At 36.9% G+C, this 22783-nt stretch carries 31 protein-coding genes and 2 pseudogenes; 9 read left to right on the forward strand and 24 right to left on the reverse strand.

The window, feature by feature from the left end:
• Positions 1 to 16 precede the first annotated feature (16 nt).
• The 5 genes from SAZ04_RS16155 to megL form a co-directional block, all read right to left on the reverse strand.
• A complete protein-coding gene (locus tag SAZ04_RS16155; protein WP_332697098.1) occupies positions 17 to 1417 on the reverse strand; it encodes an efflux RND transporter periplasmic adaptor subunit in 1401 nt (466 codons plus the stop codon).
• Between the two features lie 557 nt (positions 1418 to 1974).
• Positions 1975 to 2370 (reverse strand): sensor histidine kinase, encoded by a 396-nt coding sequence (locus SAZ04_RS16160; protein WP_332697100.1) that lies wholly within the window; start codon positions 2368 to 2370, stop codon positions 1975 to 1977.
• Between the two features lie 186 nt (positions 2371 to 2556).
• A complete protein-coding gene (locus SAZ04_RS16165) occupies positions 2557 to 3294 on the reverse strand; it encodes a HAMP domain-containing protein (RefSeq protein ID WP_332697102.1) in 738 nt (245 codons plus the stop codon).
• A gap of 11 nt (positions 3295 to 3305) precedes the next feature.
• Positions 3306 to 3764, reverse strand: coding sequence for a response regulator transcription factor (locus tag SAZ04_RS16170; RefSeq protein WP_332697104.1), 459 nt, complete (start codon positions 3762 to 3764; stop codon positions 3306 to 3308).
• Between the two features lie 471 nt (positions 3765 to 4235).
• Positions 4236 to 5426 (reverse strand): methionine gamma-lyase, encoded by a 1191-nt coding sequence (megL, locus tag SAZ04_RS16175; protein WP_332697106.1) that lies wholly within the window; start codon positions 5424 to 5426, stop codon positions 4236 to 4238.
• Positions 5427 to 5658: 232 nt separating this feature from the next.
• Between megL and SAZ04_RS16180 the strand changes: the two genes are divergently transcribed.
• From SAZ04_RS16180 to SAZ04_RS16190, 3 genes are all read left to right on the forward strand, one after another.
• Positions 5659 to 5823 (forward strand): hypothetical protein, encoded by a 165-nt coding sequence (locus SAZ04_RS16180; protein WP_332697108.1) that lies wholly within the window; start codon positions 5659 to 5661, stop codon positions 5821 to 5823.
• 233 nt (positions 5824 to 6056) lie between these two features.
• Positions 6057 to 6419, forward strand: coding sequence for a hypothetical protein (locus SAZ04_RS16185; RefSeq protein WP_332697110.1), 363 nt, complete (start codon positions 6057 to 6059; stop codon positions 6417 to 6419).
• Between the two features lie 62 nt (positions 6420 to 6481).
• Positions 6482 to 6829, forward strand: coding sequence for a YhjD family protein (locus tag SAZ04_RS16190; RefSeq protein WP_332697112.1), 348 nt, complete (start codon positions 6482 to 6484; stop codon positions 6827 to 6829).
• Here SAZ04_RS16190 and SAZ04_RS16195 read toward each other — a convergent pair.
• Complete coding sequence (locus SAZ04_RS16195; protein ID WP_332697114.1) at positions 6826 to 6948, reverse strand: hypothetical protein; 123 nt, start codon at positions 6946 to 6948, stop codon at positions 6826 to 6828. The genes SAZ04_RS16190 and SAZ04_RS16195 overlap by 4 nt on opposite strands.
• Positions 6949 to 7351: 403 nt before the next feature.
• Between SAZ04_RS16195 and SAZ04_RS16200 the strand changes: the two genes are divergently transcribed.
• Together SAZ04_RS16200 and SAZ04_RS16205 are read left to right on the forward strand one after the other, a co-directional pair.
• Positions 7352 to 7549, forward strand: coding sequence for a hypothetical protein (locus tag SAZ04_RS16200; protein WP_332697116.1), 198 nt, complete (start codon positions 7352 to 7354; stop codon positions 7547 to 7549).
• 69 nt (positions 7550 to 7618) lie between these two features.
• Positions 7619 to 7828 (forward strand): CDGSH iron-sulfur domain-containing protein, encoded by a 210-nt coding sequence (locus SAZ04_RS16205; RefSeq protein ID WP_332697118.1) that lies wholly within the window; start codon positions 7619 to 7621, stop codon positions 7826 to 7828.
• Positions 7829 to 8111: 283 nt separating this feature from the next.
• Here SAZ04_RS16205 and SAZ04_RS16210 read toward each other — a convergent pair whose 3' ends face one another.
• The 9 genes and pseudogenes from SAZ04_RS16210 to SAZ04_RS16250 form a co-directional block, all read right to left on the reverse strand.
• Positions 8112 to 8603: a YajQ family cyclic di-GMP-binding protein gene (locus SAZ04_RS16210; protein WP_332697120.1), complete on the reverse strand. Its 492-nt coding sequence runs from the start codon at positions 8601 to 8603 to the stop codon at positions 8112 to 8114.
• A 163-nt stretch (positions 8604 to 8766) separates the two neighbouring features.
• On the reverse strand, positions 8767 to 9402 hold the full coding sequence (locus SAZ04_RS16215) for a hypothetical protein (RefSeq protein ID WP_332697122.1): 636 nt from the start codon (positions 9400 to 9402) through the stop codon (positions 8767 to 8769).
• Positions 9377 to 10144 (reverse strand): gamma-glutamyl-gamma-aminobutyrate hydrolase family protein, encoded by a 768-nt coding sequence (locus tag SAZ04_RS16220; RefSeq protein ID WP_332697124.1) that lies wholly within the window; start codon positions 10142 to 10144, stop codon positions 9377 to 9379. Before SAZ04_RS16220 ends, SAZ04_RS16215 begins: the two co-directional genes overlap by 26 nt.
• A gap of 249 nt (positions 10145 to 10393) precedes the next feature.
• Positions 10394 to 10606 carry a hypothetical protein gene (locus SAZ04_RS16225; protein WP_332697126.1) on the reverse strand — a complete coding sequence of 71 codons (213 nt, stop codon included), beginning with the start codon at positions 10604 to 10606 and terminating at the stop codon, positions 10394 to 10396.
• A 167-nt stretch (positions 10607 to 10773) separates the two neighbouring features.
• Positions 10774 to 10980 (reverse strand): hypothetical protein, encoded by a 207-nt coding sequence (locus SAZ04_RS16230; protein ID WP_332697128.1) that lies wholly within the window; start codon positions 10978 to 10980, stop codon positions 10774 to 10776.
• A 167-nt stretch (positions 10981 to 11147) separates the two neighbouring features.
• Positions 11148 to 11261, reverse strand: a pseudogene (locus SAZ04_RS16235) (NAD(P)H:quinone oxidoreductase, type IV); the annotation flags it as partial.
• A gap of 99 nt (positions 11262 to 11360) precedes the next feature.
• Entirely contained in the window at positions 11361 to 11555 is a 195-nt protein-coding gene (locus SAZ04_RS16240) for a hypothetical protein (RefSeq protein WP_332697130.1), read from the reverse strand.
• Positions 11556 to 11804: 249 nt separating this feature from the next.
• Positions 11805 to 12926 carry an alanine dehydrogenase gene (ald, locus tag SAZ04_RS16245; RefSeq protein WP_332697132.1) on the reverse strand — a complete coding sequence of 374 codons (1122 nt, stop codon included), beginning with the start codon at positions 12924 to 12926 and terminating at the stop codon, positions 11805 to 11807.
• Positions 12927 to 13065: 139 nt separating this feature from the next.
• On the reverse strand, positions 13066 to 13485 hold the full coding sequence (locus SAZ04_RS16250) for a hypothetical protein (protein ID WP_332697134.1): 420 nt from the start codon (positions 13483 to 13485) through the stop codon (positions 13066 to 13068).
• A gap of 122 nt (positions 13486 to 13607) precedes the next feature.
• On the opposite strand from SAZ04_RS16250, the gene SAZ04_RS16255 reads away from it, so the two are divergent.
• Positions 13608 to 14042 carry a DUF2621 domain-containing protein gene (locus SAZ04_RS16255; protein WP_332697136.1) on the forward strand — a complete coding sequence of 145 codons (435 nt, stop codon included), beginning with the start codon at positions 13608 to 13610 and terminating at the stop codon, positions 14040 to 14042.
• Positions 14043 to 14231: 189 nt separating this feature from the next.
• Positions 14232 to 14360, forward strand: coding sequence for a DUF6254 family protein (locus tag SAZ04_RS16260; protein ID WP_332697138.1), 129 nt, complete (start codon positions 14232 to 14234; stop codon positions 14358 to 14360).
• Positions 14361 to 14415: 55 nt separating this feature from the next.
• On the opposite strand, the pseudogene SAZ04_RS16265 reads toward SAZ04_RS16260, so the two are convergent.
• A pseudogene (locus SAZ04_RS16265) lies at positions 14416 to 14721 on the reverse strand (group II intron maturase-specific domain-containing protein); the annotation flags it as partial.
• A 606-nt stretch (positions 14722 to 15327) separates the two neighbouring features.
• On the reverse strand, positions 15328 to 15825 hold the full coding sequence (locus tag SAZ04_RS16270) for a CcdC family protein (protein WP_332697140.1): 498 nt from the start codon (positions 15823 to 15825) through the stop codon (positions 15328 to 15330).
• 268 nt (positions 15826 to 16093) lie between these two features.
• Between SAZ04_RS16270 and SAZ04_RS16275 the strand changes: the two genes are divergently transcribed.
• Complete coding sequence (locus SAZ04_RS16275) at positions 16094 to 16264, forward strand: aspartyl-phosphate phosphatase Spo0E family protein (RefSeq protein ID WP_332697142.1); 171 nt, start codon at positions 16094 to 16096, stop codon at positions 16262 to 16264.
• 102 nt (positions 16265 to 16366) lie between these two features.
• Here the strand turns inward: SAZ04_RS16275 and mnmH are convergent, their stop codons facing one another.
• The 7 genes from mnmH to SAZ04_RS16310 form a co-directional block, all read right to left on the reverse strand.
• Positions 16367 to 17422, reverse strand: coding sequence for a tRNA 2-selenouridine(34) synthase MnmH (gene mnmH / locus SAZ04_RS16280; RefSeq protein WP_332697144.1), 1056 nt, complete (start codon positions 17420 to 17422; stop codon positions 16367 to 16369).
• Between the two features lie 90 nt (positions 17423 to 17512).
• Positions 17513 to 17728 carry a YneF family protein gene (locus tag SAZ04_RS16285; protein WP_332697146.1) on the reverse strand — a complete coding sequence of 72 codons (216 nt, stop codon included), beginning with the start codon at positions 17726 to 17728 and terminating at the stop codon, positions 17513 to 17515.
• A 127-nt stretch (positions 17729 to 17855) separates the two neighbouring features.
• Positions 17856 to 18314 carry a sporulation inhibitor of replication protein SirA gene (sirA, locus tag SAZ04_RS16290; RefSeq protein ID WP_332697148.1) on the reverse strand — a complete coding sequence of 153 codons (459 nt, stop codon included), beginning with the start codon at positions 18312 to 18314 and terminating at the stop codon, positions 17856 to 17858.
• Positions 18315 to 18491: 177 nt separating this feature from the next.
• The gene (tkt, locus tag SAZ04_RS16295) at positions 18492 to 20489 is read right to left on the reverse strand and encodes a transketolase (RefSeq protein ID WP_332697150.1); all 1998 of its coding nucleotides are present in this window, start codon (positions 20487 to 20489) and stop codon (positions 18492 to 18494) included.
• 142 nt (positions 20490 to 20631) lie between these two features.
• A complete protein-coding gene (locus SAZ04_RS16300; protein WP_332697190.1) occupies positions 20632 to 20871 on the reverse strand; it encodes a DUF896 domain-containing protein in 240 nt (79 codons plus the stop codon).
• A 212-nt stretch (positions 20872 to 21083) separates the two neighbouring features.
• Positions 21084 to 21734 (reverse strand): YneB family resolvase-like protein, encoded by a 651-nt coding sequence (locus tag SAZ04_RS16305; protein ID WP_332697152.1) that lies wholly within the window; start codon positions 21732 to 21734, stop codon positions 21084 to 21086.
• Complete coding sequence (locus tag SAZ04_RS16310) at positions 21727 to 21963, reverse strand: hypothetical protein (protein ID WP_332697154.1); 237 nt, start codon at positions 21961 to 21963, stop codon at positions 21727 to 21729. The genes SAZ04_RS16305 and SAZ04_RS16310 overlap by 8 nt, the downstream gene beginning before the upstream one ends.
• A 148-nt stretch (positions 21964 to 22111) precedes the next feature.
• On the opposite strand from SAZ04_RS16310, the gene lexA reads away from it, so the two are divergent.
• Entirely contained in the window at positions 22112 to 22735 is a 624-nt protein-coding gene (gene lexA / locus SAZ04_RS16315; RefSeq protein ID WP_332697156.1) for a transcriptional repressor LexA, read from the forward strand.
• Positions 22736 to 22783: the final 48 nt, after the last annotated feature.

Here is a 22783-nt window from a genome sequence, read left to right on the forward strand (position 1 = left end):
TAATGTACCTCCGTTTTTAATTTCCTTTAGCAGAAGATTCTTGGTCGCTTTCTTCAGAGTCTTCTGATTGGTCTTCTTGATTTTCCAATTGATCTTCTTCTGTCTCTTCGTGCTCGCCTTCATTTATATCTGACTGTTGATTAGATGTTGGATCAATATTATTACGAATAGTAATTAGAGCCTCTTCATACAACTGATGACTTCCTTTGACAACAACGTATTCTCCTTCATTAAGTCCACTTTCAACCCCAAACCACTCTCTTGTTTCACCGTTAGTCGTAATTATACGGCGCTCTACACTTTCTCCATCAGTCGTAACGTAGACGAACTGTTCGCCATTTTCTTCTGTTACAGCTTCAACAGGAACTAATACTTGTTCATTGAATGCAGCAGTATCAACCTTCACTTCTGCCAACATCCCTACTCTGAGGTTTGAATCTGTGTTAGAAAGTTCAATTTCAACTGGGTAAGTACGTGCTTGCTCAGCTGGCATCAAACTTATATATTTGATGCTTCCTTCATACGTTTGATTGTAAGAACGAATATGAACCACAACACTCTGACCTTCCTCAAGACTAGGTAACATTGATTCATTTACTTGTACTTCAACAATCGGTGTATCCATTTGAACTAATTGCATCAGCGGAGCCTGAGGTGAAACCATTTCACCAGCACTCACAGAAAGACTCGTCACTTGTCCCGACATAGGAGCCGTTACAACAGCTTGGTTCTTTTGTTGTTCCGCCATTTGCTTTGAAATTTCTGCCTGTTTAACAGAAGCTTCTGCAGCCTTAATTTGATCAGTTGACTTCGCTTGCTCTAACCCCATTTCTGCTTGCTTGACAGCTGTTTTTGCTTGAGTTTTATCTTGTTCTGTTGGCATATTCCCACCTAGTAAACTAGCAAATACTCCTTGAAGCTCTTCTGGTACATCTTCTAGAGCCGTGTTCTCAGGAGCCTCGGCATTTGCCACCATATCATACATGTCCTTTGCTTGTTCTAATTGTAGCTCAGCTTGTTTCATGCTTTGTTCTCTCATATTTTTCGCACTTGTTAAACTCGCTTCGGCAGCCTCTAACCCAGCACTTGCTTGAGCGTTGCTTAACTCTATATCAGAAGCATCTAATTCTATAAGCGCATCTCCGCGTTGCACTGTATCTCCATTCTTTATATGCACAGCTTTTACTTCACCTGTTAACATCGGAAAAACTGCCATGTGCGAACCTGCCATTACATTCCCTGTTAAAGTTAATTCACTTGTTAATTCACCTGATGTGACCTCACTGATTTCAACCGGATGAATAGGTGCTTCCTCTTCATCAGCAGACACTTGATTTTCAGTATTTTGAGAATTGCAACCTACTAAGACCATTATCATCATGATGAATATAGGCCAAATACTTTTTTTTGCGACCATCTTCTTACCCTCCACATATTACTAGAATCATATTTTCTTGCCAGTTATAATAATTTGCTAACCATACAGGCTAATTTCCTATTTGATATTTTATCACTCCTACATGAACTGAATATGAACTAATATTGAACAAATAAAAAAGCTTAGAAAAGTAACTCCATTCATATAATTCAAGTTCAACCATGTTTCAAAAAGAATATTATTGGAAAATTATTTTCTCTATAGACTTCTTTTATTCAATGACCGTTCAATTATGTACCCATCCTCTTATCTCTTTTACATAACTCAGCATTACACGTTGGCTCTTTAACTTTTCTATTATCTGTTCTATTAAATTCTTTTGTAGAGAAACATGATTTGTTGCATTGGAGCCATGCAACATAACCGATTGCTCTATTTGGGTTGTCATAGTTCATCAAATCCCTTCACCTCTTCTACATATTTCTTCACTAATTATAAACGCCTACTATGAAATGAGTATGAACTTGTATGAAAGACGATCATACTTTCTATCAGAGCTTAATTTGATATTTTCTATGAACAATCTCGTAGCTTTCTCACTTCTTTATATATTGCTTAAGCTTTTTTCGCTGCTTTCTGATTAGGAATACCGACCTTAAAGACTGAGCCATTTCCTTCTTCACTTGAAACCTCAATGAATATTGATGAATCGACAAAATCTTTTTAACGATTGATAACCCAAGCCCATTTCCTGCAACCGAACTACTTCGAGCCTTATCAACTTTATAAAAGCGATCAAAGAGGTTTTGGATGGCTTTTGGAGGAATTCCTTTACCCGTATCTCTTATGCTAACTGACATCTCATTATCATTTTTGTTCATCGTGATGTCGATGATTCCATTATGTTGAGTATATTTGATGGCATTGGTAATTAGATTTAACCAAACTTGTTCTAATAGATCTTGATCAGCATAAACTTCTAGTTTATCCAACTTTAGATGAATTTGCAGGTTTTTCTCGTTCCATTGAGGCTCTGTTGCTAGAACAGATCTTCTTAGTTGTTCATCAAGCCTGTACAGAACTGGATGATAAGGATGATGCTCAGAATCAAGTGATGCAAGTCGTAGTAAATTTTCACTAAGTCTAGATAGCCTTTCTGTTTCCTGATAAATGATATCCTATTCTTTCTGATTTTGTCTTGGTACAACATCATCTCTAATCGCTTTGGTAAATCCTCGAATAGAGGTAAGAGGAGATTGGATTTCATGGGATACGTTGCTGACAAAATCTTCTCGCATCTTATCGATTTTCTCTAACTCGGTTGCCATATGATTAAAAGTAGTAATTAATTCACCTACTTCATCTTTATTTTTGCTTTTTAACCGAACAGAAAAATTTCCTATTGCCATTTGTTTCGCTGCAGTCGTTAATTTTTTTATTGGTTTCACAATATTTCGGGATGCTAGAAATATTAACAAACTGCCTACTACGAAAACTAATAGTAGCGATACGAGGATGACTTTTTTGATCGCTGCAAATTCTTCTCGATAATCAAATGTAAGAAATAATGCGTAATGCTCATCATTAACCTCAATTGGAACCCCGACTATCCTTGTTGCTTCTCTTCTAGAATGAGGTGAAATAGCAGGAGCATTATCCGATGAGTGCAAAACCTCTAAAACCATATCATCTGTAATAGCAGGTGATCGATCTCCTTGAAAAGGAGGATCATTGTTTTCATTCAAAATCGACAATTTAAAATTATAATGACTTAACATATCAATTAAATCGGGGATCTTTTCAGTTTCTGTTATGTCTATAAGGCTCACTACTCCCTCTGTTACTCTCATCATTTCTTCTTCAAAAACGACCTCTTCATGAAAGAAGAAGTGTGTTATCAAATATGAAACAATCAAACTAATGATAACTACACATATAAATGTACCGTAGCATCTCGAGTCTGAATCACATGTCGATCTAAATCAATCGATGTTGATCCTATGTTAATTAGTTTTTCTGAGCCTATATTATAGCGTTTTAGCAATGCTTTCACTCGTAGAATTAACTCTACTGGATCAAATGGTTTCACTAAATAATCATCTGTTCCAGCACTAAACCCTTTTACTTTATCCTGTGACTCTCCTTTTGCTGTAACCATTAAAATAGGAATCGGTAAAAATGATCGAATATCTTCTGTTAATTCAATTCCATCAACATGAGGCATCATCACATCAATAATGGCCAATGCAACTTGTTGATCCGTTAAAATATCTATAGCTTCTCTCCCATCGGAAGCTTCTATTACGGGAAATTGGCTATTTTCTAGATATAACCTTATCAGTTTCCGAATATGTGCATCGTCATCGACTACAAGAATCGTATTCATTATTACTCTACTCCTCCAGCTTTTATAAATGCTACTTTCGAGATAAGTGAAAGGGGTTTTTCCCTTATACATTTACCTTCTACTTATTCTTAACATCCCATGCAATTTCTAATGCCCTTTTAAACGAAGGTTGTTGACGCCATTTCCATAACGTCATTCTTGTAATACAGCATTACTTAGCGACCTCTTCAAGAGAACCTTCCTAATGTAAGAAGTTTAATTGCATACAATTGTTTCTCATCTAATCGATAAAATATTTCATTCACTTCCATTTATAACTTTCTATGTATAACTTATTTTTTTATTTCGTAAACCTAAATCTCTATCAAATATGAGAGGATTTCACCCAATAATAACACCAGATTGTGAACTGAAAATGAACTGAGCAAAAAAATAACAGCAAAAGATAAAACCTCATTAATAATAAATGAGGCTTGCTGTTCATTTTCTATTGCACCTAAACCTATTTATTTACCGTAATGAATCTAGTGCCTGCTCTAAATCTTCCCAAATGTCTTCTGGTGCTTCAAGACCGGCCGATAAACGTAATAATTGATTTGAAATACCCATTTCTTTTCTCACTTCTTTAGGAACGACAGCATGTGTCATCGAAGCGGGGTGTTGGATTAGTGTTTCTGCATCACCTAGGCTAACAGCGATTTGTATTAGATTAAGTTGATTGACTACGTTTACAGTGTCTTCGTACGTCCCATCTATTTCAAATGAAAGAAGACCCCCGCCTTTTTTCATTTGTCTCTTCATGATTTCGTAATCCGGGTGATCTTGGTCACCAGGATAGTACACAGCCTTTATTTTCGGATGGTTTTTCAATTGCTCAGCAAGCTTCCCGGCATTTTTACAGTGGCGATCCATTCTTACTGCAATTGTTTTGATTCCACGCAATAGCAACCACGCATCAAATGGAGAAATGACTCCTCCGATATCTTTTTGAGTTGTTTTCTGCAAATAACGAATCGTATCACCATTTCCGACAATTATCCCCCCTATGACATCACCATGTCCACCAATGTATTTCGTCGCACTATGAATGACTAAGTCGCTGCCCATTTGTAAAGGTTTTTGTAAATAAGGAGTAGAAAATGTATTATCTACGACGACTTTTATTCCTTTTTTCTTAGCAACCGTTGTAACCAATTCTAAATCAATTACTCTCATAGTTGGATTGATCGGTGTTTCAATAAAAATACAAGTTGTATTTTCTCGAATATTGGAAAGGATCCCTTCTGCAGATATCATATTATGGAAGTGGTGATCGATATTATATTTTTCCTTAAGCATCTGTAACAGTCCAAACGTACAGCCGTAAACCCCTTTTGAACATAGAATATGATCATTCATCTTCGTAATTCCTATTAATGCTGCAGATACAGCTGCCATGCCAGAAGCAAATGCAAGTGCCGCTTCACCTCCTTCTAATCGTGCTATACGTTCTTCTAGAATCGAAACGGTTGGATTGGAAAGCCTAGAATAGATATATCCCTTTTCTTCACCCGCAAAACGCTTCGCCCCTTGCTCCAACGAAGAAAAAGTAAAGGTCGATGTTTGATAAATGGGTGGGGTTAAGCTACCAAAATGACGTTCTGAATCATACCCTGCATGGACCGCTTTTGTTTCAAAACGTTGTTTCTCTTCTTTTTTCATTGTTCTCCCCCTTGTCCGCATACTTAATAACACAGCAAAGTAGAAAGCGCTCTCTTTTATTATTGTATTATTTCTAATCTTTAATTGAGCCTGTTCTATCTATTTAGTAAATTCATTGCATGATTATATAGGAACTTGAGTATATTAGATGAAATTATTCAATTGTATTTCATCATTATTTTGGATTTACGTGAATATATTTTTGTTACATTACTTTCAGGAGGAGATGTCTATGGTGCATTGGAAAGTAACAGCGTTCTTACAAAATGGTGATTATATCCTTCAATTTGGCTCTTCAGATACTGAGGAACTTGCACAGGAGCAAATGAGAGAAGAAGTGAGCCAAATTAGAGAGCAATATAAAGACAACATTAGAGAAATAGACTATTCACTTTAATTATTGCTCTCCAGCGCTATTCAACAGGAGCTAACGTACTAGCTTCAGGGAAGCGCTGGAGTTCCCCCCACCTACCTTTTCACATCATACTTTTGATTATTTTCTCTTCCGCCAACCAAATCGAAATCACTTCTAATTCACACAATCTCTAAACACATACTGATCCTTATCTAATTGCTCGAAATTCTTTCTTTCTGCTAAAATGGACCTAAAGTTAATTAGGGGGTTATTATTTGTATAGAGGAAAAGCCTTTTGTGAAGCTAGCATCTACTTATATTCAAAACCAGATGAACAGAGCGAGGAGTTAGTTAATCGTTTAAATATCTTAAAAAATGTTCGAAGCAACACCGTAAAAGTTACTGACGTACGTATTATTAAGACGAACTTTGATGAAAGACATAATGAGCGTGTTACTTCTATCTCTGTCATGGCTGAGGTTCTCGTTAAGTATGATTCCAACATCACACATCTTAATGACTACAGAGTGAATGCTTGTCGAGAATTAAGAAAGCATCTTCCCAAATCAGGGGCTATAATGGCTCATTCAATCGACACGTATAGCCCTTTTCGATTAGATGGTTTTACTAGACGTTAGTATGAAGGAGAATTGACAAACGAACATTAGTTCTTGTATAGTGAAGTAAAAAGGTGATTTGTATGTTAAATAAGGAAGAGGAAAGATTAATATTTGACTTTATTTATCTCCCCTTAGTTAGAAAAATCTTGGTGCAAGATCTTGAGAAAGTAAAGAATTCAAAAGTGAAATTTACTGAACCTTATATTCTATTTATGGAGAAGGTCATTAACAAAGTAGGAATGGATTTAGGTAAGGTTAAAAAAACACTTTTCAAAAAAGGAATCACTGTGTATGACCAAGGTAACGTCGAACAACGGTGTATATACTTAATTGTCTGTCGTGGCTATCGACAGAAGATGAACCTTTTCCCTCATTTGATGAAGAATGATGTTATGGAGTATATGAAGAAGTACTTCCTTGAAATTTAAGCTGATGCTTCATGAGACTGTAATGCAACCATCCATTGAATAAAGCTTACTTCTTCTTCTGTAAGCTCTCTTTGTAACTTATTCTCAAATTGTTGTATTAATTCTTCTGTCGTTACCATCTTACCAACCCCTTTCCTCTTTATTGTTTTATTTTTTCCTTTTGAACAAGAATTTTATCGACCTTTTTCTCAATCTGTCATTTTTTAAACTATATAATCATTATATAGTTTAAAGAGGAAACCTTGCAAGCGTTTTCATAAATTGATATTTTCATGAATAAGATTACTAAATAATGATCGTAACATGGTTTAGATACACCTCACACAAAACAGCACAAACCATGTAAAAATAAAAATGGGCTTTCTCTTCAACATTGAGAAAGCCTTCTGCATTTTCCTATTCATTCAACTACTTCACTCTGCTTATTTTAATAAGAAAGTAGCTTAATCATGACTACTGATAAGAAGGAAATTATAGATATCTACAGAAACGTGTTATACTTTCTTAAAGGAGCTGATTAGTATGCGAAAATTTCAAGTATCCGTCGAATTTATTAGCGGACAGAAAGTTGATTTCACTACTAAGTCAGATGTTAGAAAGGAAATGTATCGCCTCAATATCAATGGTGAGGAATGCATCGTTACTGACGATAACTATGTATTAAACATTGCGAAAATTAAAAATATTCACGTAAAAAAAGCAAAACGCAATTCAGCTTAATCCTGTTTCATTTTTTCATTGTTTTCTTTGTCCACATCGGTCAATAACAAAAATGAAGGAGTGATTTTTTTGAGCGAAGGCAATAAGGTTATCGTAAAAGTGAACGACAATGGCTCGATTCGTGTCACAGGTGATGTAGAACTCATTGATGCAGAAGGAAATATTTATACAACCAAGCCAACCTTCTCTCTCTGTCGATGTGGTGCATCGAATAGCAAACCATTTTGCGATGGTGCACATAAATCCATTGCATTTAACAGTGCTCCTAGAGCAAAATAATATTGTCAATCTCCCGTTAAATAGGTCGTATTTTTACTTAATTATAACAAGAAGCATTCCAACTTAGTCAACCCCAGAAGATTATCGTATTAGTAAGAATAGCAGAATAAGAGAATCGATAAAAGATAGCTCACCTCTGAATTAAAAAATGCAGGCTCATCGTAAGTGAGCCTGCATTTTAATAACCATTCGCATTTCCAGTTGTATTCCTTCTCGCATTTACCTCATATTAACGATAGTAGTATCAAATATTGCTTAGGTTCCGATAAGAACGTATCAAAAATTAGCGATAATTAATAAATTGAACATCAATCGACAAGTCTGCTCCGCGTACTGCCGCTATGATTGCTTGCAATTCATCACGTTTTTTGCCTGTAACACGGATTTGATCATCCTGAATCTGACTTTTCACTTTCACACCGCTATTTTTTATGATCGTATTGATCTTTTTCGCCTGTTCTTTATCAATACCTTGTATGAGTTTAGCACGTTGACGAACTGTTCCACCGGAAGCACCTTCAAGCTTGCCGTAATCTATATTCTTAATAGACACATCACGCTTAATGAGTTTGCTGATTAAGACATCTTTCAACTGCTCCAATTTATACTCATCATCGGATACTAACACAAGTTCTTCATTCTCAAAAGCTATGCTGCTTTTACTTCCTTTAAAATCGTATCGGGTTTGAATTTCTTTCGTTGCCATCGTGACTGCATTGGTCACTTCTGATAAATCAATTTTTGAAACAATATCAAATGAACTCTCTTTTGACATAATCTACCTCCGAATTGTATTTCTATCATTATAAGGGATAAACCACTGCATCTTCAACTAAACACCTTTATAAATCAATATGTAGGAAAATGATTCATCAATAGATCTACAGCGAGATAAGTAATTTGACTAGAGTAGTTACTTTTAGCCTGTACCTTTCCAATCACTTAATTAATTGTTCAATATCTTTGTAATTGTAATGGCCAGTGACACCTGGTTTCACACATAAATAATCGATAATTTCTGGACCGCTAAGCTTCACATTCTTTTTTAAACCTTCTATGATCATCCTTAAATATTCGTTAGACGGTTTATTGAAAGGAACATCTAGGTCCCAATCAGCTGTAAACGTAAAGATGGGGATTCCTTCCTCTTTACCTAAGTATAGAATCGTTCCATACCAAGAATCTCTAAGGGTCTTGTACCCATTTTCCATTACTTCATTTAAATCGATATGTAATTCAACCCCGTTATTTTCTTGTTTAACTACATCCATAAATTGCTCTTCTTTTATTAAATATTTCCTACTATAGGTTTTGTATTTCTCATCCTTACTTAATCCGATAAAAGCGACTCCTTGCTTTTGCCAACGATGTGATTCTTTTGCAAAATAGAGAGGATAATTCATTACGTATGTTGCTTCTTTTAATGGAGGTGACTGGTCCGTGCAACCAACTTCTACTTTTTCAGAACCCATTGGTTTTCCACCTCTTATATAACACAAGAAGCGATCCTTACTTAAATTAGAACCATAACTCGCATACCAAATATAATTACTTGTATCCATCTTTAATCTCATCCATCCTTCCTAACTTTCTGTTATGTAAGCATTCAGCAATGAACTCTTTAAATAGATGAGTCATACTCCGATCTTCGCTAGCCATTTCCTCAGGGTGCCACTGAACACCTAATAATAGGGTGGATTCACTTTTTCCTTCAACCGCTTCAATCACACCATCTGGAGCAACAGCTGCTTTCCTAAGGGTAGGTGCAAGCTCATCAATAGCCTGATGATGCATGCTATTCACACGGATTTTGGCCAACTTGAAAATTTGATACAAACGACTTGTTTTATCAATCTGAATATTATGAGTGGCTTCTGACCTTGCAGCTTTCTGAGAGTGGTTGATTGCATTAGGTATACTTGTTTCAATATCCTGTATCACAGTTCCTCCTAAAGCAACATTAACGATCATAACACCTCTACAAATTGCTAAGATCGGCTTTTGCTGATTTCTTGCAATTTGAACGAGTTCAATCTCCATTTTGTCACGTTTCCCATTCGTTTTTTGTAACTTTGGATGAGGATGTGCTTTATAATAATGTGGGTCAATATCTTCTCCACCACTTAAAATAACACCATCACATTGAGCAACCAAATGTTCAAACATTCCCTCAATACCCATTGGAATGACGATTGGTATCCCTCCTGCTTCAATGACTGCATGAATATATTTCTCATGTAGAAGAACACTTGGAATATTATTATGGAATTCAATCGAGCTAGAAATTGCAATGATAGGTTTAGTAGAGCGTTTCAAACTCTCATCTCCTCTAATGATGTTATGAGGCACGTTTTTCAAATTGAGAAGTGGTACCATAATCAAGGTCTCACAACTTATTTTATACGGATAAACGACGATAAATACATCACATTATATAGCTTTGATATAGCAAATACGCAACTTAAAGAAAAATCACATAGGAACACAGATTCTCTTAAACAATAAAAAAAAGGACTAACCTATTTAGTTTAGCCCTGCGTTTGATTATTTATTTGGCATCGTTCCTTATTTAAATCCTTTACCTTTCGTTAACCTACAAGGGACGCCTTTGCCTATAGCCCCAGGTACACTCATTTTTTCTAAATAAGCCAATCCCCGTGGACACTGTTGTTTACAAGTAAAACAGGTCTCTGACGTAACGAGTTTTAAAGTGTATTGGTACTTTTCATTTGCCGCTACTTTCGGAGTCACTTTTTTCTTTTTCTTATTCGTAGCCATCCTCATCTCTCCGTTCTTTATTGTTGATACATAGTATGCGATCAACAACGGATGTGAGCGTCTTTATGTATTATTTTTTTGCCAAAATAAAGACAAGCTACTTAATCAAACCATTCACCAATGACTTTAAGAGAACAAAAGATGTTTTCATTCAAACAGAAAAACAACTATTCTCCCTTCTCACTTGATGAATCATTTTTTGTTTTCTTTTTATTTCTCTCGTCTTCCGCTTCATGTTTTATTTCTTCTAAAGGCAGTTCATCAACCGGCATAACGAGTTGATCTCGCTCAGCTTGTTTTTTTTTGCTTTGTTTAAAGGCAAGTTTGTCCTTATTTCGATGCTTTACATTTGATTCTTTCTCGTATTGATTCATTATAACCCCTCCTTGCTTTACACTTTCCCGCTGTTTCTTCACCTTAAACAGCTGTTTTATTTAATTAAAGGTTAAACAAACGTATAGCAAAGAAAACGATCCATTAGAGTAAATCAAATTAAGCTGAAACATTTCGTTTTAACAATCGTTCCAGGAAAGATAACCTTCAATGAAAGAATAGTTGCTTCTTGTCCACCATGAGCATTTTGAGCTGAAGACATCGCACTTACTACTTTATTTACTAGCTTTCCATTAAACCAAAGTCCACCAGTCTGATCTAAAAGAAAAAGAAAGCACCCATTTTAATGTAACAGGCACTTTCTTTGGTATAGTATTTACCTAACTATATGTACAGGCAAATCAAGTTATCACTATTATCCTTATTTTGTCCAACCTGGTTCATATGTATAGATCGTCTCACCATGATGCTGTGCATTACCACGAAAGTCAATAGCATCCTCTTGCTTCAATAATACCGCACAGAAATGAAGAAACTCTTCTTTCGCTACTCGATATGAATCCACTTCATTATTTCGGAGCTTCTGTAAAACGCCTAACACTTCTTCTTGATCCATGTGATTACCTTCCTTTCTTCACACCATATAACTAGAATTAATCTAAGAGCAGACTAATCATATTTGCTACCTTATTTTATCAGATAATAAATTACAGCGTTAGTACGAGAGTATTTTTGTATTTTTAATATATGGGCGTGTGTCCAAAAGTAGGGAAATGAAGAAAAAGGCCGACCGATGTCGAGGATAATGAAAAAGGTCGATTTTCACCTTTTCAGTGCCTCCACCTAAGTCCAACCTCTTTATGATTTATACCCTCTCTAGCGCTTCAGCTGCAGGAAGATAATCAAACCCTAGGTCTTCAGCTACGGCAGCATACGTGATAGCACCCGCTGCTGTATTTAAACCAAGCTCTAGTGCATGATTCTCTGCTAATGCACGATGAACTCCTTTACTCGCAATTTGAAGAGCGTAAGGAATCGTAACATTTGTTAGCGCAATTGTTGACGTTCTAGGTACGGCACCAGGCATATTTGCTACTGCATAATGAACAACATCATGCTTTATATAAGTCGGTTCATCATGAGTTGTAATTCGGTCAACAGTTTCAATAATCCCACCTTGATCAATCGCAACATCAACAACGACAGATCCTGGTTTCATTGATCGAATCATTGCTTCCGTTACAAGCTTAGGCGCTTTAGCACCTGGGATTAAAACTGCTCCAATGACTAAATCTGACTCTGCTACTGACTCTGCAATATTAAGAGGATTTGACATTAACGTTTGAATATCTGTTCCATACAAATCGTCTAGTTGACGCAAGCGATCTGGACTTAAATCCATTATGGTCACATCTGCCCCAAGACCCATCGCAATTTTAGCTGCATTCGTTCCTACAACTCCACCACCGATAACAGTTACCTTTCCGCGTTGCACACCAGGTACTCCTGATAGGAGAATCCCCATTCCACCTTTGGGTTTTTCAAGAAATTGTGCTCCAATTTGAGCAGCCATTCTTCCTGCAACTTCACTCATAGGAGTCAGTAATGGCAAAGTACGTCCAACTTGCACCGTCTCATAAGCAATAGCTGTAACTTCCTTTTCAACTAACGCTTTTGCTAGTTCAGGTTCTGCAGCTAAATGTAAATACGTAAATAAAATTAAACCTTTACGGAAGTAGTTGTACTCTGATGGAAGTGGTTCTTTTACTTTCATAATCATATCTACTTTTCCCCAAATTGCTACTGGGTCGGCTTCAATTTCAGCTCCAGCTTGAATGAAAGCACTGTCCTCAAATCCACTTCCAAGTCCAGCACCTTTTTCGATAATGATTTGGTGACCTGCCAGTACAAGTGTCATAACACTTGCTGGTGTCATCGCTACACGATTTTCGTTGTTTTTAATTTCTTTTGGAACTCCAATTAACATGGTATGTCCTCCTCTAACAAATACTTTACTTATTGTCAGTATAGCCATTTCAAAGGAACTTGACATTGTTTACTTCGCAAAACGTATCTCTTTTCATTTGTTAGTTTCCACAAAAACAATACCAAACATTTACCATTTTTTAGATATAGAGGAGAAATTTCATGAAAAACATCGTGATAATCCCAGCCATAAGAAAGAGACTATACAATCGTAATTTATTTATTTCTTCTACAACTTCTGCATTTTTTTCCTTCTTTTCTAAAATGATTCGAACCATTTTCGCCGTCATCCCTAAGAGAGCACTCAGAACAAGCCAAATGAACAATACACTTACAAACCAAACACTTACCCATTGTGTAGACATTATAAAACCAGAAATGAGTGCTATTATTACTCCACCATGTGCTAACCAAATGATTCGTTTGTAAATGCGTAACAATAGGTCAAATCTGCCTGGCTCATCCAATAAGCTCCCCTTGATTAAAAATGGAAACGGAATAAGCAAAAAAAACAAAAACGAGACTAGCATATGAAACGCATAGCTAATTAAATACAACATTATTATTATCACCTCGATTATTCATCTTACCAAACGTATCTCGATTATGGAATCATCTATACTATTTCCAGCACAATGTTTTTTGTGGTAGGATAAAGATGTTAAAAAAGCTGAGGTGAAAAATGATGCCTACTTGGTTTATGTGGTTCATTGTCTTATGGACAATCTTTCTAATAACAGTGATGTTTATTGGTGGGTATTTTATGTTTCGAAAATTCCTAAAACGATTTCCAAAAGAAGATGGCAAATCAATTCTTGACTGGCAAGATTATTACATTGAACAAACGCTACATCTTTGGGAAGAGGAGCAACGTCAATTATTAAACGACTTAGTTGAACCCGTTCCTGAATTGTTTCGCGATGTTGCGAAAGGAAAGATAGCAGGAAAAATCGGGGAACTTGCGCTGCAAGATGAAATTGACCATTTGACACAAGATTATATTATTAAAGGTTATATTTTAGCAACGCCTAAACGAGACCATAAATTCCTCAAAAAGAAATTACGCGAAAAAAATATCGATATGACACCATATCAAGATTTGTTAGAAACATCATAATTATTTAATTGGTACGACAGGATGACACAAAAGATTGTGCATCCTCTTTTTTTGAACAGTTAATCCAAAAGCTGACTAAATTGCCAAATTAAGCATTAACCAAGGTGTAAGAATAGTTTACATTCTATGTGGCAAAATACATTATAGTTTGACGTTAGTATTCATTAAACAAAAAAGGTGTGGAATAGTATGACACAATCAAAACGACAAGAAGAAAGACAATTCAGAAAACGTAAAGAAGCCCAAAATCCCCACGGGAAAATCAAGTCACTAAAACAACTTTCTGAAGAGGATAATCGAGTAGGAGGAGGCAATTAGCCTCCGACCTCTCACACCACCGTACGTACGGGTCCGTATACGGCGGTTCAATAAGTTAAGTGTGTTTGGAATGAATTGTAGAGTATAAGCGTGTTAGATTAAGTAATCCAATGCGTTCAAGAAGATGATTTTGAATAGAGGTATTTAGAATGAAGCTGTTCGATATGTGCCAGTATCCTTTCCGAGTGTTTGCCCATTCCCATGCCTTTTGCTTGGGAATTTTTAATTTCATTAGGCTTTTAAAGCGAGTATTAATCCTCTTCCATCTTTTCCAGATCATTTGCCTAATCCGTCGGCGTATCCATCGATCAATTTGTTGTACATAGGTTTTCATTAGACCAACTCCATAATAGTTGATCCAGCCTCTTGTTACTTACTTCTCACCTCCGTTAGTTCCAAGATTCTTATTGTTCGGTCCTTCATCCATTGGATTACTATGACCTCTGCTGACTTCTTACCGTTCACGAGCTCATCACTGAGTTCGTTGTTTTCTTATGAAGTTTCTTCATCTCGAAAACCCCGGTAAGACCTCCCCGGGTAAGTCTAACCGCTTTCCTCTCGTAGACACTGGATTTACTGCAGGAGATTCGGGCAGTGTAGGACTTCGTTTCGTTAGGCAAACTCGTCCGTCTCCAGTCAGCCTTATATCCAGTTTCTGTTCGTTGTCTCGAGATTTTGCGTCCGGCTTCCTTCAGATTCTAGGTCACCCTAGACACCCTTGCCATTCGCTAACAGTTCCCACTGCCAAGCCTGTAGTGGACTTTCACCACCTAGCTGTTAGACATGCCGGGCACACCTAAAGAATAGCAAAGGGAATCCCTTTGCTATTCTTTCATCTTTGATTCAGACAACCTCAATACAATCTTAAAAAGCAGACAGAGGTTACCTTGTCTGCCTTTCGTAGCTACAAATGATTCAGTTCTAAACTACCACTTTCGTAGATATTGGAAGTTGTCTAGAACTAGACTCACGTTTGTGCAGGCACCATGCAATTTGAATCAAGTTCTTTCTCGATCTTCTTGAAGTTTATATACATTGAAATACGCCAAGGTATAATCATCCCGTAAGCAAGAAGAAAAAACATTCCTGCTAGTTCTTCAACATTTATTGCATCTCCTATTAGCAACTTAAAGACAATCCTCACAAGCAATAAGCCGATTAAGATAAATCCAAACGCTTTTGACCTTTTCAAATAAATTTGCTGATCCCTAATTTCAAATTTCGATGTTTTTATTAAGAGAATCGAAAAAACCATTCCTACAGCAACAGCTTCTAATACTTGTAAAAAAGCTGGTCTAGCTGGCTCATATAAAAACATTAAGAATCCGGTTGACATAAAAACAGGAGGAAAGATAATCTTCTTTTCTGAAACCGGTCTTTTCGTTGCTTTTACTCGAATAATAATAGCTAATGATGCCATGACCATCGCTCCAATAGATGTTAGCCAAACATAGATGTCATTCAAGCTGTTCACCCCTTTCTCATTGACACGGTGAAGGTAATCCCTCTTTAAGATACAGGAAAGTTCTTCTTGTTTCAATTCATTTCAACTAGCAAACTCGAAGCGATTGTTTTCATTCTCTGCGGTGCGTAATTAAGGAATGGAAATTTCGAACGCGGACTTTATACACCTTTCCCAAAAATTGTTTCCTTACCTTTCCTCCAGTAAAGGTTGTAAATTTAGTCAGTAATTTGTATAATTATTACAAGATTTAGAGAAGAAGGGAATCTCTATGAGCGAAGGATTACTAACAATCATTGAACAAAAACGAAGTGAATTAATAGAGCTAGCCCTAATTAAAGGACTATCATCACAAGCCGTCCTGACTCTTAGCCAAGAATTAGATTCATTGTTAAATCATTATGAAAACCAGAATGAAAAAGAGAACCAACTTCAAAAATGAAGTTGGTTCTCTCTTCGGAATTATAGAGCATTTGCTTAAGAAATTAGTGCTCCATCTATTAACTACGACACCTCTCCTAAAGACCGTGACGTGGTTCGTCTTCTATCTTTGTACCATCTTTTCAATAAACGAAACTACCTTTTCAACACCTGTATCCAAATCTTCAAATGCTAGATGGGTTGCTGTAGTTTGATATTTTGAAGAAGCATGAGCATATCTTGGATCATAATATTCTTCCAAAAATCTTGATAAGATTGTCTTATAATCTTCTTTCTGTTGAAGAGCGTCAAGTTCATCTAACAACTGAGTAGATAAATATTTACGCAATTTCCCTATTGCCTCTTGGATGTTTTCTTTATATTTCTGGGGTTGGTAAGTGTTATAAATATGCTCAACTCTAGACCAAAGCGGATAATCGAGCTCAACTCTTACTCCATTTTCTTTCCCTTTAATAATGAAATCGGGAAGAACAATATGGCCAATTCGTTTGCTCTCTGCTTCTATAATCATGTAACTCGAGTTTTCTAACTGTTGTATTTGTTCCAGTAATAAGTATTCAAACTGCTTTTGACTTTTTGGGTTCATTCCTATATGTCCAAATATCGACCCTCTATGACCTGCAAGCTCTTCTAAATCGATAACTGGATACCCTCTTTCTTTAAGAATAGAAAGGATCTCCGTTTTTTTAGAACCTGTATGTCCAGCAATCACAACATAATCACGCTTTTTTCGGGCAACTTGTTCTAACCCTTCCCGCACATACTGTCTAAATGAGCGTATTCCTCCTTCTAGCTGATAGCACTCCACTCCTAATAAACCGACTGTTCCCGCAATCGTTTTACTACGCATTCCACCTCTCCAGCAATAAATAACCATACGTTTATTCGGCATTTCTACTTGTAATCCCTTTAACTTCTGGAAAAAGGAAGGAATTTTAGGTGCATACATCGATAAGCCGAGCTCTACAGCGTCCTCTCTACTTTTTTGTTTATATGTTGTCCCAATTTTTGCTCGTTCTTCATTCGAAAAGAGCGGAACATTAATTGCATTTGGAATTTTATATTCAGCAAATTCTGCGGGGGAGCGAACATCAATCAAAATATCTTCTTCGAATGATACATCAGCTAACGTAATTTGCTTTACCTCTACAGTTGACACAGACCATTCTCCTCGCTATTAACTTCCTACGTATGAAAAAGATTTAAGTAGAAAAACACCTCAAAAAATGAGGTGCTTGTCCATCAAAAACTATTTTGTTTGTTGTTTTTGCATCGCCTTCATCATCTGATTGATTTTCTTCTGCGATGGATTTTGGCCCATTTGCATCATCATGACACGGAGCATTTGCTCATTAAACGGTGGGTTCTTTTTCAAATAAGACATCATCGTCTTACGTGCTATAAAGAAGCCAATTGCAAGACCAGCAGCAACAGCTAGTGTATACCCTAAAATATGAATCCACATAAGTCCAACGTCCTCCTTCGTGCTATCTAAACCTGATCGGGATCATTCCCGAATTAACCTTATCTATTATATCTTAATGACAAGGGATTTAAAAGCACTTCAGAAAAATATCATGAGCAAGCGAAAATTATAATTGATTTGTTCGTAAGAAATCCTCTTGTTTCAGTGGTTTCAACCAACCATAGCGGTGTTCTTCAATTGAAAATGCAAAAAATGCAGGTTCGCATTTTCTAAGAATTTCAAAAAACATGGTTTCCACTTCAAAAGATCCTGCCGCAGTTAAATAAAGAGCATCTGCTTCAATTACTAATTCTGCTTTAGAATCACGTTCATTCATTTCAATAACATGTGTATTCTTTTTCTTTCTGTACTCCTCGACCTTCACTAAATTTTGTTTTAACTTTTGTTGTAAGAGAAGAGACGGAATTGGCTTTGTAATATATTGAATTTGTTTTCGTAAAATTTCTTTTTGTGACCCTTTCGCCTTCTCGTGTTCTAGAAAAAGATAAAATAATTTCGATTCTTGTCCGTAATATTGACGAGCAACATCTTCTTCAAAAATATATAACTCATAATGTCTCATCATGGACACCCTCTCGTACTTTGTTTTCTCTAAGTATACGAGAGCACTAGTAAAATGATTGTCTGAAATCGGAGAAGATAACCACTAGTTTTGTCGAACATAAAGAAAACTGACTCACATAGGCAGCTTCTATCCTCAAAAGAAGTTAGAATCAACCTAAAGAGCCAGTTCCATGTAAAACTATTTCTGTAAAAGCACTTTCACTTTTGCAACTACGTTATCAACAGTAAACCCATATTCGTCCATGATCTTCTCTCCAGGTGCAGATGCACCGAATTGATCAATGGCAAGAACATCACCGTGATCGCCTACATATTTAGACCATCCTAATGAAGTTGCCATCTCAATTCCAAGACGCGCCTTCACGCTTGGTGAGATCACTTCGTCTTTGTAAGACTTAGGCTGTGCTTCAAAACGGTCCCAGCTTGGCATACTGATAACATCAGCATGGATTCCATCTTTTTCAAGAACTCCTTGCGCCTCCACAGCTAATGGTACTTCTGAACCAGATGCAAGAAGAAGAACGTCCGTTGTCCCACTTGATTTAGAAACAATATACGCACCTTTTTTAACACCTTCATACGCGAGTTCGCCTGTATGATCTAAAGTTTTTAAATTTTGTCTCGTTAAAACAAGTGCTGTTGGTGTATCCTTACTTTCTAGAGCGACTTTCCAAGCCGCAACCGTCTCGTTGCTATCACCAGGACGAATAACAGACAAACCTGGCATTGCGCGTAAGGCGGGAAGTTGTTCAACCGGTTCATGAGTAGGTCCATCTTCCCCTACAGCTATACTATCATGAGTGAATACATAAATAACTGGCAGTTTCATTAATGCCGCTAATCGAATAGCTGGACGTAAATAATCCGAGAATACAAAGAAAGTAGCACCAAATACTTTCACTCCACCATGAAGTGCCATTCCATTTACAGCAGAACCCATTGCAAATTCACGGACTCCAAACCAAATATTACGTCCCTCGTAGTTGTCACGAGAGTAATCACCTAGATCTTTCATATAGGTCTTATTGGAGCCAGCAAGATCAGCAGATCCCCCGAACAATTCAGGAACTTTTTTAGCAAAAGCATTTAATGCTTCCCCTGAAGACGAACGAGTTGCCACACTAGAACCAGGCTCATAAACAGGTGCTTCTGAGTCCCAACCTTTTGGTAATTCACCAGTAATAGAACGCTCAAATTGAGCAGCTAATTCTGGATAAGCTTGCTTATACTTCGCGAAAAGTTCGTTCCAATCTGCTTCTTTTTTCTCACCTTCTGCTTTAACAGCAGCAAATAATTCACTTACTTCTTGTGGGATATGAAATTCCTCTTCATGTGTCCATTCATATGAGGTCTTTGTAAGAGCCACTTCGTCTTTTCCGAGTGGTGCACCGTGAGAAGCTGATTTTCCTGATTTGTTAGGTGAGCCGTAGCCAATTACGGTTTTCACCTCAATTAAAGTCGGACGATCGTCTAGTTTCGCTGCTTCTATGGCACGATTGATTTCGTCCAGATCAGTCCCATCTTCTACACGAACTACTTGCCAACCGTAAGCTTTGTAACGATCTTCCACACTCTCTGAAAATGAGATGTGAAGATCTCCATCTAATGAAATATCATTTGAATCATAAAGGACGATCAGACGACCTAATTTAAGATGTCCTGCTAATGAAGCAGCTTCTGCCGAAACACCTTCCATTAAATCCCCGTCACCACAAATTGAATATGTATAGTGATCCACAACTTCGAAATCTTCTTTATTGTAAGTGCTTGCTAAATGACGTTCGGCCATTGCCATCCCTACAGCCATTGCGACCCCTTGTCCTAACGGTCCAGTTGTTGCTTCAACTCCTGGTGTGTGGCCATATTCAGGGTGTCCTGGTGTTTTGCTTCCCCATTGACGGAATTGTTGTAAATCCTCTAAAGACAAGTCATAACCTGTTAAATGTAATAGGCTATAAAGCAACATTGACCCATGACCTGCAGACAAGACAAATCGATCTCTGTTTGCCCACTCTGGGTTTGCTGGGTTATGGCTCATAAATTTCGTCCAGACGCTATAGGCCATAGGTGCAGCTCCCATTGGCATACCTGGATGACCTGAATTGGCTTTTTCAATACTGTCAATTGATAGTGTACGAATTGTATTAACTGCAAGTTGTTCTACTTGTTTTGACATTCTAATACCCCTACCTTCCAAAATAAACTAAAATGTATTACTACCTTTTTCATCTTATACTGTATCCTTATTTTTCACAAGCATTCAAGTAATCGGCAGGTCTCTACAAAAAAAGCCTCCAAAAGACGAAACTGGAGACTTATCAATGCATAGGTTTATCTTGATTTTTTTTGCTTTCTTTTAAAGCATCCGGCGTAACATCGTTTCCATTTTCATCCACAACCGTAACGGAATGAAGGTGATTTTTAAACGATTTACGGAATGTCTGAATGTATTCTTTACGTAGCGCTTGTTGTTCCTTTTCTTCTTGTTTCGTTAATCCTGTTGTTTTCGCCCGTTTAGACAAATCATTAATTCTACTTAGCTTTTCCTTTGATAGCACGTGAGAAACCTCTCTTTCGACAAACATTCATTTCCCTACTTTACATGATCAGAACGATGTTTTCAACTAAAATAGCCGGTTGTATAAAGGCGGGCACTGGAAAAGTAAAAAAAGACCTTAAATAGATCCTCGAAGAAGCGGCAATGGCTCCGCACGTTGCGCTTGCGGATTGAGAAACCCATACATAGCAGGCTTAAAACAAAGAAGTCAGTCTATTCTCTCATTTGCTGATTACGATATTCTTGAAAACGCCTGTGAACGGTTGCTTTGGAAATATCATATCCGAATCCTCTTAATGTTGCTGCAATGTCATGAAACGTTAGATCCATTTTTCGAAGTCTTACAATCTCTTCTAAAGGAGCTTCTTTTTTCGCTCGACCACCACTAGACCCTCTTTTTAAATTTGATTCAGGACGATACCCATTTTTAATAGCTTCTTTCATCCCTCTTCTAATTTTGCTATTATGTAACTTACGTTGAAACTCCTCTACAATGGAGACTATTTCTAACACCATCTCATCTGCTTCTGATAAGGATAAGTCGCCATTGTCTTGTATAGTTAACACTTGGACGTTTAATTTTCGTAATTGATGCAATAGAGCAATCTTCGCATGTCCTCTTCCTAATCGCGTATCATCTTGAATTAATAAAGCTTGAATCGTTCCTTCTCCTAAACGCGCTAATACAGTAAGCATCCCTTCACGATCTACATCATATCCACTTGCTCTTTCTTCAATAATATCTACTACTTCTAAATCATGCAGATTAGCTAATCTCACAAGTTCATTAGCTTGTCTTTGTAATGAAGTATCTTGATCCCTTTTATCGGTACTGACACGACAATAGATAATCGCCTTATTCATTGTTCTTGCCCACGCCACCTATATTTAAAGCTAGAATACGATATTGACTACTAGTTTGCTCGAACATAGATTCAATCTCAACAGAAACTATACTCTGATCAATTTCATCATTTACATCACTTGCTTCACTTGACGATGCCGACAAAATAATCGTTATATACATAAAGAGCAATACAAACACTGCCGCTAGAATTATAAAAATTTCTTGACTTGTAAAACGTTTAATCATTGTATCCACCTCGATAAGAATATTTGTTCGTTTAAATAATAATACGAACACTCGTTTGTGTCAATGCTTTTTTCAGAACTAACGTTTGCATTACGTACGTTCGCATGGTACAATTTAGCTAATTAGGAAAGTAAGTGGGGTGTACTAAATGACAAAGCTATCAAAACGACAGCTCGAAATACTAGACTTTATTAAAGTAGAAGTGAAAAAGAAAGGATATCCTCCATCCGTACGAGAGATTGGAGAGGCTGTTGGCCTTGCTTCAAGTTCTACTGTTCACGGACATCTTTCACGTTTAGAAAAAAAGGGTTTTATTAGAAGAGATCCTACGAAACCAAGAGCAATTGAAGTGTTGAACCTTGAAAACGAAGCTGTTTCACTTCCAGATAAAAAAACTACATATGTACCAGTTCTTGGGAAAGTAACTGCTGGTCTACCGATTACTGCAATTGAAAATATAGAGGATTATCTTCCACTACCTGAACACCTTGTTTCTGATGACAAAGTTTACGTTCTTGTCATTCAAGGTGATAGTATGATAGAAGCAGGGATATTCAATGGTGATATGGTAATTGTTCGCCAGCAGCAAACTGCTAATAATGGAGACATCATTGTTGCGATGACTGAAGATGACGAAGCAACGGTAAAACGCTTTTTCCGAGAAAAAGATTATATTCGCCTGCAGCCTGAAAATTCCACAATGGCGCCAATTCTTCTAAAAGAATGTTCGGTGCTAGGGAAAGTGATTGGCGTATTTCGGACTATACATTAAAGGTAAGCGAACTTGTCATTTATTGGGCAGGTTCTTTTTTTGTTGTTT

It is taken from the genome of Halalkalibacter lacteus, from assembly GCF_036663595.1.
Taxonomy (GTDB): domain Bacteria; phylum Bacillota; class Bacilli; order Bacillales; family Bacillaceae_D; genus Halalkalibacter; species Halalkalibacter lacteus.

Bases quoted from the DNA above. Each gene is read 5' to 3' on its own strand.
- SAZ04_RS16210 (WP_332697120.1), bottom strand. From the start codon at position 8,603: ATGTCAAAAGAGAGTTCATTTGATATTGTTTCAAAAATTGATTTATCA.
- SAZ04_RS16240 (WP_332697130.1), bottom strand. From the start codon at position 11,555: ATGGATCAAGAAGAAGTGTTAGGCGTTTTACAGAAGCTCCGAAATAAT.
- sirA (WP_332697148.1), bottom strand. From the start codon at position 18,314: ATGATGAGACATTATGAGTTATATATTTTTGAAGAAGATGTTGCTCGT.
- SAZ04_RS16225 (WP_332697126.1), bottom strand. From the start codon at position 10,606: ATGGCTACGAATAAGAAAAAGAAAAAAGTGACTCCGAAAGTAGCGGCA.
- SAZ04_RS16260 (WP_332697138.1), top strand. From the start codon at position 14,232: ATGACACAATCAAAACGACAAGAAGAAAGACAATTCAGAAAACGTAAA.
- SAZ04_RS16215 (WP_332697122.1), bottom strand. From the start codon at position 9,402: ATGAGATTAAAGATGGATACAAGTAATTATATTTGGTATGCGAGTTAT.
- SAZ04_RS16200 (WP_332697116.1), top strand. From the start codon at position 7,352: ATGCGAAAATTTCAAGTATCCGTCGAATTTATTAGCGGACAGAAAGTT.
- SAZ04_RS16275 (WP_332697142.1), top strand. From the start codon at position 16,094: ATGAGCGAAGGATTACTAACAATCATTGAACAAAAACGAAGTGAATTA.
- SAZ04_RS16195 (WP_332697114.1), bottom strand. From the start codon at position 6,948: ATGGTAACGACAGAAGAATTAATACAACAATTTGAGAATAAGTTACAA.
- ald (WP_332697132.1), bottom strand. From the start codon at position 12,926: ATGTTAATTGGAGTTCCAAAAGAAATTAAAAACAACGAAAATCGTGTA.
- SAZ04_RS16250 (WP_332697134.1), bottom strand. From the start codon at position 13,485: ATGTTGTATTTAATTAGCTATGCGTTTCATATGCTAGTCTCGTTTTTG.
- SAZ04_RS16230 (WP_332697128.1), bottom strand. From the start codon at position 10,980: ATGAATCAATACGAGAAAGAATCAAATGTAAAGCATCGAAATAAGGAC.
- tkt (WP_332697150.1), bottom strand. From the start codon at position 20,489: ATGTCAAAACAAGTAGAACAACTTGCAGTTAATACAATTCGTACACTA.
- SAZ04_RS16155 (WP_332697098.1), bottom strand. From the start codon at position 1,417: ATGGTCGCAAAAAAAAGTATTTGGCCTATATTCATCATGATGATAATG.
- SAZ04_RS16305 (WP_332697152.1), bottom strand. From the start codon at position 21,734: ATGAATAAGGCGATTATCTATTGTCGTGTCAGTACCGATAAAAGGGAT.
- SAZ04_RS16310 (WP_332697154.1), bottom strand. From the start codon at position 21,963: ATGATTAAACGTTTTACAAGTCAAGAAATTTTTATAATTCTAGCGGCA.
- SAZ04_RS16190 (WP_332697112.1), top strand. From the start codon at position 6,482: ATGTTAAATAAGGAAGAGGAAAGATTAATATTTGACTTTATTTATCTC.
- lexA (WP_332697156.1), top strand. From the start codon at position 22,112: ATGACAAAGCTATCAAAACGACAGCTCGAAATACTAGACTTTATTAAA.
- SAZ04_RS16285 (WP_332697146.1), bottom strand. From the start codon at position 17,728: ATGTGGATTCATATTTTAGGGTATACACTAGCTGTTGCTGCTGGTCTT.
- SAZ04_RS16180 (WP_332697108.1), top strand. From the start codon at position 5,659: ATGGTGCATTGGAAAGTAACAGCGTTCTTACAAAATGGTGATTATATC.
- SAZ04_RS16255 (WP_332697136.1), top strand. From the start codon at position 13,608: ATGATGCCTACTTGGTTTATGTGGTTCATTGTCTTATGGACAATCTTT.
- megL (WP_332697106.1), bottom strand. From the start codon at position 5,426: ATGAAAAAAGAAGAGAAACAACGTTTTGAAACAAAAGCGGTCCATGCA.
- SAZ04_RS16170 (WP_332697104.1), bottom strand. From the start codon at position 3,764: ATGAATACGATTCTTGTAGTCGATGACGATGCACATATTCGGAAACTG.